This window comes from Corallincola luteus (genome assembly GCF_004336975.1).
In the GTDB taxonomy this organism is placed as follows: Bacteria; Pseudomonadota; Gammaproteobacteria; order Enterobacterales; family Neiellaceae; genus Corallincola; species Corallincola holothuriorum.
Genome location: NZ_SJXE01000019.1, coordinates 1 through 8102, shown reverse-complemented (window position 1 = coordinate 8102; position 8102 = coordinate 1). Strand labels below are relative to the sequence as shown.

The 8102-nt window shown below is 46.2% G+C and carries 8 protein-coding genes; 5 read left to right on the top strand and 3 right to left on the bottom strand.

From position 1 onward, the window contains the following. The first annotated feature begins 348 nt into the window (after window positions 1–348). Window positions 349–633: a hypothetical protein gene (locus EZV61_RS19175; RefSeq protein WP_131417625.1), complete on the top strand. Its 285-nt coding sequence runs from the start codon at window positions 349–351 to the stop codon at window positions 631–633. A 155-nt stretch (window positions 634–788) separates the two neighbouring features. Beyond that, on the top strand, window positions 789–1934 hold the full coding sequence (locus EZV61_RS19170) for a hypothetical protein (RefSeq protein WP_131417623.1): 1146 nt from the start codon (window positions 789–791) through the stop codon (window positions 1932–1934). A gap of 247 nt (window positions 1935–2181) precedes the next feature. Here EZV61_RS19170 and EZV61_RS19165 read toward each other — a convergent pair whose 3' ends face one another. The 3 genes from EZV61_RS19165 to EZV61_RS19155 are packed head-to-tail and all read right to left on the bottom strand — an operon-like array spanning window position 2182 to window position 5445. Beyond that, window positions 2182–3831: a cryptochrome/photolyase family protein gene (locus tag EZV61_RS19165; protein ID WP_131417621.1), complete on the bottom strand. Its 1650-nt coding sequence runs from the start codon at window positions 3829–3831 to the stop codon at window positions 2182–2184. Next, the gene (locus EZV61_RS19160; RefSeq protein WP_114338065.1) at window positions 3828–3998 is read right to left on the bottom strand and encodes a DUF2256 domain-containing protein; all 171 of its coding nucleotides are present in this window, start codon (window positions 3996–3998) and stop codon (window positions 3828–3830) included. Before EZV61_RS19160 ends, EZV61_RS19165 begins: the two co-directional genes overlap by 4 nt. Window positions 3999–4017: 19 nt before the next feature. Beyond that, complete coding sequence (locus EZV61_RS19155) at window positions 4018–5445, bottom strand: DASH family cryptochrome (protein WP_205695415.1); 1428 nt, start codon at window positions 5443–5445, stop codon at window positions 4018–4020. A gap of 521 nt (window positions 5446–5966) precedes the next feature. Between EZV61_RS19155 and EZV61_RS19150 the strand changes: the two genes are divergently transcribed. The 3 genes from EZV61_RS19150 (at window position 5967) to EZV61_RS19140 (ending at window position 7460) form a co-directional block, all read left to right on the top strand. Further along, window positions 5967–6326, top strand: coding sequence for a hypothetical protein (locus tag EZV61_RS19150; protein WP_131417619.1), 360 nt, complete (start codon window positions 5967–5969; stop codon window positions 6324–6326). A gap of 62 nt (window positions 6327–6388) precedes the next feature. Then, complete coding sequence (locus tag EZV61_RS19145) at window positions 6389–6832, top strand: hypothetical protein (protein WP_131417617.1); 444 nt, start codon at window positions 6389–6391, stop codon at window positions 6830–6832. Window positions 6833–6953: 121 nt separating this feature from the next. Further along, window positions 6954–7460 (top strand): hypothetical protein, encoded by a 507-nt coding sequence (locus EZV61_RS19140; RefSeq protein ID WP_131417615.1) that lies wholly within the window; start codon window positions 6954–6956, stop codon window positions 7458–7460. Window positions 7461–8102 lie beyond the last annotated feature (642 nt).

Genomic DNA, 8102 nt, shown 5'->3' with positions numbered 1-8102 from the left:
CGGGAGCGAGACACAGGAAATACCACAGTTCATCGTTCTAATACGAGGGCTTGTTGCGGTTAGTATATGAATCCAAGAAATATAACAAACTGTTAAACAAGGACAAAGTACTGTTGGCTTTAAACGAGGGAGGACATCATCCACCCGACAAGATCGCTAACGGACTCCAGCTTTTTGCTGTTTACTCTGCCCCTGCAGAATTTGAGCAACGCATGTTTAGAAGATGAAGGGGGCAGCTCCGCCGTTCAGCCCCGCCTGTGTCCAACAAAGCCTCGGTTGTTTATACTGACTGCAATCTTAGATTCTGTTAATCATTTCTAAGTCGTAGGGGACAGGAAATAGTTTTTGATGAAGAAAATTACGGATTACATATTCTACGACTCATGGCAATTGAGTGCGTTGAACCTTGTTAGTGGCGATAACTACGTCGTTTTAGAGGGCTTGTGCGACTTAAAGGCTAATGAACTAGTAGAATTCAAAGGGTTTAGCGACATCGATAATCATTTTGGTAAGTTTATATTCGTCAATTCTGATGGAGAAGTGCTTGAAGTATCCGGTGATTTTTCAAGTCAGGAGCATCATCGCTTTAAAGAGTTGAAGCTAGCTATCAAGAAAGCTTACCAAGGCGATTAAATAGCGGTCGCAGGGCTCCCGTGGAAAAGTTCTCTCAGGACATATACCCGACGGGATGGCTAAATGACGATGGTTTTCTGTTGTTCACAGTGAGCGATATTGTTTTTACGCGCCGGTTATTTTGAATATATAAATAGTTCTTGGAATCGCTAGTTATGAGATACGTGTTATGGCTATTGCTTGGTTACGGAGTAATACTGCCGGCCAGTGCTGATGTGCTCCTTTATGATAAATCACCCACTGAATGCCAAGGATTTATTGAAGGTTATGAAAAAGATAAGCACAGCTTTAGTCTAATCCCTGCAAATACTTTCATAGATTCTTATTTTTTGAGTAAGAGTAATAGTTACTATGTTTATACTGCTTATTTACAAGAGCCTGTATATCCGTGCAGTAGCATAGCTCAGAAGTACATCGATCAACGTTTACTTGAAATTTTGACTAACCTGCCAGTTGAACCTTGGAATAGTCAACCCTTTCGTAACCTAAAGGCACTATCAGCTCATGCTGATTTGCTGAATATAGATCTATTATCAGAAGAGCGATGGGGGGATAAGTTTTATCATTTAGAGATGCTGCTTCTTATGAACATCGATCTCTCTAAGGCTTTTCCGGAAGCAATAGCCTATAAGCAATGTTTGCAAGAACAACGTCGATGCAATGATAAGTACATGCGTGATGAGTATGCTCTTCATCTTTCAGGCTTGCTAGCGGATGAAAAGTGCCTTTTTTGGTCGTATTCTTGTGATGTGAGCTTTCAAAGTGCTCGTCTACTCAACTACCAGTTATGGTTTCCGAGTTTTTTTAGTCAAGGCGCGGATATTGACATATTGATTGTCAATGCGATGGCTTATTTCTCTTCGGTTGATTTTGAGAGAATGAGAAAAAATAATGGGCGCATAGAATTAGCAGAGCTAATAGGAAGTCTTGAGTTACCTCCAAAATCTATTAAGACCATATTAGAAATGAGAGAAGTACCGTTTGGTGAAAGACTGAAAATTTATTGGACCATTTTCCCCCGGTTAAGCCAAGCAGAGCGTCGCTTGGCTTTAACCAGTATTGAGAAACAAAGAAAAAAAGAGGGCATTATTGGTGTAATTAATACTGATATTAGCCAAGGTTTTGGACTTGATGTGCTCACACTAATGGCATTAGCTGTAGACTGTGACTCAGAGGAAATAAACATAAAATTTCAGGGTGTAAAGTCTTCTCTATACTCCCCTTTCGGTAATGCTGAATTTGATGGGGGAGGGGTTTTTAATGCTCTGATGTGCACTAAGAGTCGACAAGATTTGAATTAGAGAAGGGAAAGGACAGCTTGTGCGCCTTGATAAATCGGCAAGAGATTGAAGGTAAAAGTCCTTTAATCGGTGCTCGCGGGATGCTTTCCTCCGAGACAGGCTAAATGGCTGTTGGCTCACGCTCTTCTCCAAGAGCTTGGATACGCCTATTTGTTGGCCAGCTTAGTGAAGCGGGGCAATAAAACCACCTCATCTGAGCCACAATGCTTGTTCGCGCTTTGGTGTTAAAAGAGACTGGCCAACTGCGTTAAAGCGAATCCAGATCCGCCAGATAGGTGCCGGCTTGGCTTAAAATTGCGGTGCGGTTTTCATCACTCATCTTGTCCCAGTTGCGATACACCATACCGATGCGTGGGTTGCGGGCGATGCGGTCACGATGTTCATTCATAAAGTGCCAATAGAGGGCGTTAAACGGGCAGGCTTTCGATCCGGTTTTTTGCTTCACTTGATAATGACAGTTGGCGCAGTAATCACTCATCTTATTGATATAGTTTCCGCTAGCAGCGTAGGGTTTACTGGCAAGTAAGCCTCCGTCTGCAAACTGGCTCATCCCCCGGGTGTTGGGCATTTCCACCCATTCAATCGCGTCGATATAGACGCCGAGATACCAGGCGTCGACTAAGTCAGGATCCATACCTGTGATAAGTGCAAAGTTACCGATCACCATCAAGCGTTGAATATGATGGCCGTAGGCATACTCAAGGCTTTGGCCCAAAGACTCCCGCATACAACGCATCTGAGTTTCGCCATCCCAGAAGTACTTTGGCAGTGTTCTATGGCCATTGAGTGCATTTTTTTCTGCATATTGCGGCATGTTTAGCCAGTAAATGCCGCGAACATATTCTCGCCATCCCAGGATTTGACGCACGAAACCCTCAACCTGGGCAAAGGTGATGGCGCCGTCTGCTTGCCGATATGCAGTAATGGCTGCATCGATCACCTGTTTTGGATGCAGCAGCTTGGCATTCATGGCGAAGGAAAGTCGGCAGTGATAGAGGCTCCATTTGGTTTCGCTCTGGCAGGTCATTGCATCCTGAAATCGGCCGAATTTAGGCAGTAGCTGCTGGCAAAAGTAGTCGAGCAACTGTAACCCCTGTTGGCGGGTAACCGGCCACAACAGGGCGCTATGATAACTGCCGAAATATTCGACCTTGTGTTTGTCGAGTCGCGCCTTGATATCAGTGACATCATTGGCGAAGCAGAGTGGCTCAGGCAGCGCTTCGATCTCCTGTTGGCTTAACTTCTCTCTGTTGTTGGCATCGTAATTCCATTGCCCACCTTCGGGTTCATCGCCGTTCATCAGCAGCTCATATCGGCGGCGCATTTTCCGATAGAAGGTTTCCATGCGGTGTGCTGTACCTGCTTTGAAATAGTGGTTAAGTTCATCGAACGGGAGTAAAAAATGTTCACTGTCCCATATGGTGCGGCTCACTCCATCAGGTAGCTGCATGGTCTCTAGTTGCTGTTTTAATCGATACTCATCTGGCCGCTGAAATTCAAAACCGCCGGCGCCCGTGAACGTCAGTATGTCGTTTATCAGTGGTGGCAGGCTCTCATAGGCGTGAGTGTCGTCCAGCGTCAGGTGAAGTACCTGGTGACCTGCGGTTTTTAGTGCGTTGGCAAAGCCCGCCATGGCACAGAAAAAGGCACATATCTTTTGGATATGATGTTTGACGTAACCGGTTTCCTGTTTCAGTTCAGCGATCAGGTAGAGCGTGCCGGGATCGACAGAGCGATACCAGCTATGAGACGGGTTGAGCTGATCACCCAATATCAGTCTGATCCGTTCAGTAGGTAGCAGAGGGGCAGACGGCTGAGTTTGGTCAGCGAGCTCGCCTCTCTTGGAAAGGTAAGTCTGGGCGCGTTCTAAGGCTGACTGCAGTGCTTTATCTATCATGTACTTATTCTCGGATTGGTGTTAGCCGGTTTTTGTTTTGATTGACGGCGACATCGTTCAGAGCAGTATTTGACGTCATCCCATACTTTTTCCCATTTTTTACGCCAGTCAAATGGCCGCTCGCAGATCGGGCAGCGCTTAGATGGGAGTTGAGTTTTCTTGTGCATTGGCGATCCTTCTTCGGCTTCACTTACTCACTGGAACAGAGACCGGCCAATCTGCTGCATCGACGGAGTCGATAACTGCACCGCAGGCACCCCCATCACCGCGCCACTTGGCAATGTACTCAACCTCTGGGTCGAACATCTGTTGCTGTTTTTTGAGATTAAAATGGCGACCCTGACGGGGATCTGCCCCCACGCCCGCGATGTACTGCCAGTTGCCCCAGTTGGATGCTACGTCATAGTCCAAAAGCTGTTGCTCGAAGTAGTAGGCACCAGCACGCCAATCGAGTTGCAGTTCGTGAATGAGACAACTGGCGACTATCTGCCTGCCACGATTTGATAGCTGGCCTGTTGCTCTAAGTTGATTCATGCAGGCGTTCACTAAAGGGTAGGGTGTGGTGCCGTTGATCCAGCGGGCAAGCCTTTCGCCATATAGGCAGCCCGTCACTGGTTTATTGGTGATCCCGCGAAGCTGAAACAGCTTGTTGCCATGCTTGATCGCGTAAAGCTGAAAGTATTCGCGCCAAAGCAACTCAAAGTAGATCCAGTAGGTGCTTTCGTTTCTGCCGTGCAAACGTTGGTACTTTCCCAGCGCCGCTAAAACTTGGGTCGGAGAAAGCGTGCCGTTAGCCAACCAAGGAGAAAACCGAGTGCTGGTGAACTCACCATCAAGGGCGTTGCGAGTTTCTTTGTAATGACTGGCTGCTGATGTTTGGAAGTAGGCACGCAGAAAGTCTGCTGCTGTATCTTCGCCGCCTTTCATGGGCAGGGAGGTTAACTGAGTTTCCTCTAACGCGTCTGTGGTGCTTGAATAGCCTAACCTGGCCTGCCATTTGTCGACGGGTAAAAGTGCAGGCTGACTTCCTTGCTGATCTATTTCTGTTGGTGGCGGGGGCAGTGATGGCGGGGCGGCCAGCACCTGCGCATCACCATAATTTGGCGCGGCCTTTTCTATCAGCCTGCGAAACTGGGAGAAGGTGTCCGGCAGGGCATCAACACTCATTGGTAACTCGTCAGGTTGGTAGATGCTTTGCACGGCGGCGCTGATAAATGTTGTGTTTGGAAATCGACTTTGCAGTTGTTGCCAAGGATGCTGCTCCTCACTGGCTACCTGGCGAGCGCGATAGATAGCATCGGGTTGAAGTTGTTCAATCAGGCCATCAAGGATGGCTGTTGGTTCGCCCTCTGCGTAATGCAGGGTTTGCTCTAAATTTTTCAGCTTGGTGTTTAGTGACTGCAATGTCTGCCACTGAAAGCGACGCCTCTCTGCACTCATGCGGCTGGCCACAAATCGGTTACCACGGGTCTGCTGTGGGCTTTGAATGAAAATGAATAGCAGGTGTTGGCATTGCTGCGCAGCACGCACCAACAGTGGATGATCTTTGAGCCGTAGATCGTTACTGAACCAAAACAGGCCTAGCCGATATTTTTGTGAGTCGGTTGCGAGCAAGTGGTTTTACCTTTGTGGCGACAAACAAAATTGTTTGTTATCGCAAAGATATACGTTACCTCGAAGCGTTTGGGTTTAAATCTGTATCGATGTGAACGGCTTTATTTAAAAGATAAGAGGAAAATCGGACGCCCGCCCTCTGCAGGCTTTAGCCAACGGGCGCAGGCAATGTAGAGAATCCTCAGCATGGGTGATGTGTAGGTCATGTTTAATGGCTAGATAAGAGATGGATACTTCTGTTAACTGTTTTTATGCGGAACAGCATTCTTCTTATCTACAAGATATGGCGCTCTAGCTTGCTGTTTTTATTGCTTATTTAGCTTTCTCTTGCGTGCATATAGGAACCCTATCACGCCGCACTCTCGCTTTCATCGGCACAGATGAGTGTGTAAACAGCCCAAACATTGAGCTAACTGCTTGATAGGTATAGAGTTGGGGGCGTATATTGGTGAAATAATTTATTGGCGGACGCTGTGGTTTAGTGAGAATTCCGTCTAATACACTGTTATGGCAATACATAAATGAAGTTCAGTAGAGTTTTCAAAGAAACTAGACTGCTTTGGCAGAGAGAAATCGAAATTTCTGATGGTAAGATCCTCTCTGATAACGGAGGGAATTTTCCTCAATTGAATATAGCCTGGGCTCAAGCGGAAGAAAGAGCAGCGTCATGGAATGACTGGCATCAGTTAATGGTTTGGGCCATGTTCTGTGGATTGCATAAGCTAGCTCGTGAATCTCTTGTGAGAAATGAAGTTCATATCAGCCTTCAACAAATTGATAAGAGATATGTTCAATCTAAATTCAGGGAAAACCTGTTTTCTAATGGCTGTGGGTACGGGCGGCAAATGAGGCGAGCATATGTTAACGACCTACAGCCATAACAATCACAGGCAGTCGACGCGAAAAAGACCGCGCAACTGCTGCAAGCGTTATACGTAACTAGATGAGCAATCTAATCAAACCGTTCGTGGAAGGACTTATTTCCGACGCACAGCAGGCCAACGTTGTTTGGAATGAAGGGTGCTCCGAGGTTTTATTTAGGAAGCTAAATGACAGCGGTTTCGACGTCACCGTTGGTGTCGATTCAGGTTCAGTCTATCTTTTCACGGACCGGGGTTATAACAACCATTGGCACCTGGAATACTTTTCGAGCGAAGAACAAGCGTTAGAAACCGTGTTTGAACAAGTGCGAAAACTTCTCAATGGCCACATGCGCATTAGAGAGCTCCGTTCCAACAACAAACCATACAAGTGGGTGCTTGAGGTGTTCCATGCAGGCAAGTGGCGCAATGAAGCCATGAGCAGCCTTCTATTCTGGAATTGGTTCGGTAAACGCTCCCATCACTGTTACTTAAATTCCACCTCTCAGCCTGGAGCAGCGGAGTGAAGTTACGTATAACAATGCAAGTCACTAATTCGTCGCTACGCTCCTCGAGGACAAAGGCCACTGCGCGGCTAGCCGTTGCCCTTGGCCCGTGCTTGCGGCGTTAGAAGGCATAGGAGGCCCCATGGAAGCTAAACATTTCGTATCAATAGTAATCCGAGTATTTTCTATTGTTATTTTTTTGTACGCAGTAAATTCTGGAGCCAATGTTGTTCCACTCATTGATGATCCGGCATACAAATCAATAGCCTATTTTCAAGTTGCATCTATCATCACAATGCTATTGGTAGCTGTTTTTTTGTGGTTCTTTCCCCTCATCGTCGCATCTGGTTTGCTTCCACGCTCGTCAGAACCTTCAAATAGCCCTAGCAAATTAGAACCTATTGATTTTCAGGTTGTTTGCTTTACATCAATCACTTTTTATCTACTTTTCAACGTGTTATCAGATGTAATTTATTGGGGTAGCTATTTACTTTTCTTCGGCGAATCTCAATTTGATTCTCAAGACATAATCGCACACGATAAAGCCTCAATAATCACTACAGTTATTGAGCTCATTGTTTTAGTGCCGCTGTTAATGAATATCAAAGGTTTCATATTGGTCTTAAACAAACTCAGATACGGTGGGTAATGCCTTCTAACAAGGCGCTTAACTCGCTCCCTTCGGTCGCTGGGACAATAACACTGCGGTGCTGCGCACTTTACCGCAGTATTATTGTCCGTTAGCTTTGCGTTATACGTATGGGGCATGGAGTGGCTAATAAAACATATCCTAAGAATACTGGGTGGGAAAACGTCGAATACCGATTCGAACTGAGCAATTCCGATAATGAAAGGGTGAACTTCATTCTCAACGAAGCTTGTCATGTTTTCTACTATCACGCAGACGGAAACTGGAAGTTGGTATACAAGGATAAGTACGCTCTGGATTTGCTCGAAATTTTGGAGCGGAATTCTGGGTTGAAAGACGAACTTATCGAAACAGGTGATCGTGTCATAAAGATGATTACCTATCGGGCGAACGAGTTGAGAGCCAAGCGGTAATGGCTGCTACAAAACCTACAGTGGTTCAGTTCAGACATATAACAATCAAATTAACCAAAGCACTCGTCGCTTCACTCCTCGCGGTGACAAGTGTTACGACGCGGCGGATCCGCTGGCCTTTGCCCGTGCTTGCGGCGTTGGTATGACTCCCACTGTCAAGTTTGACGCACTGATCCCTGCTAAAAAACTAGCCATCGTATTCTCCTAAAAAAGAGCTGATACATCAGAT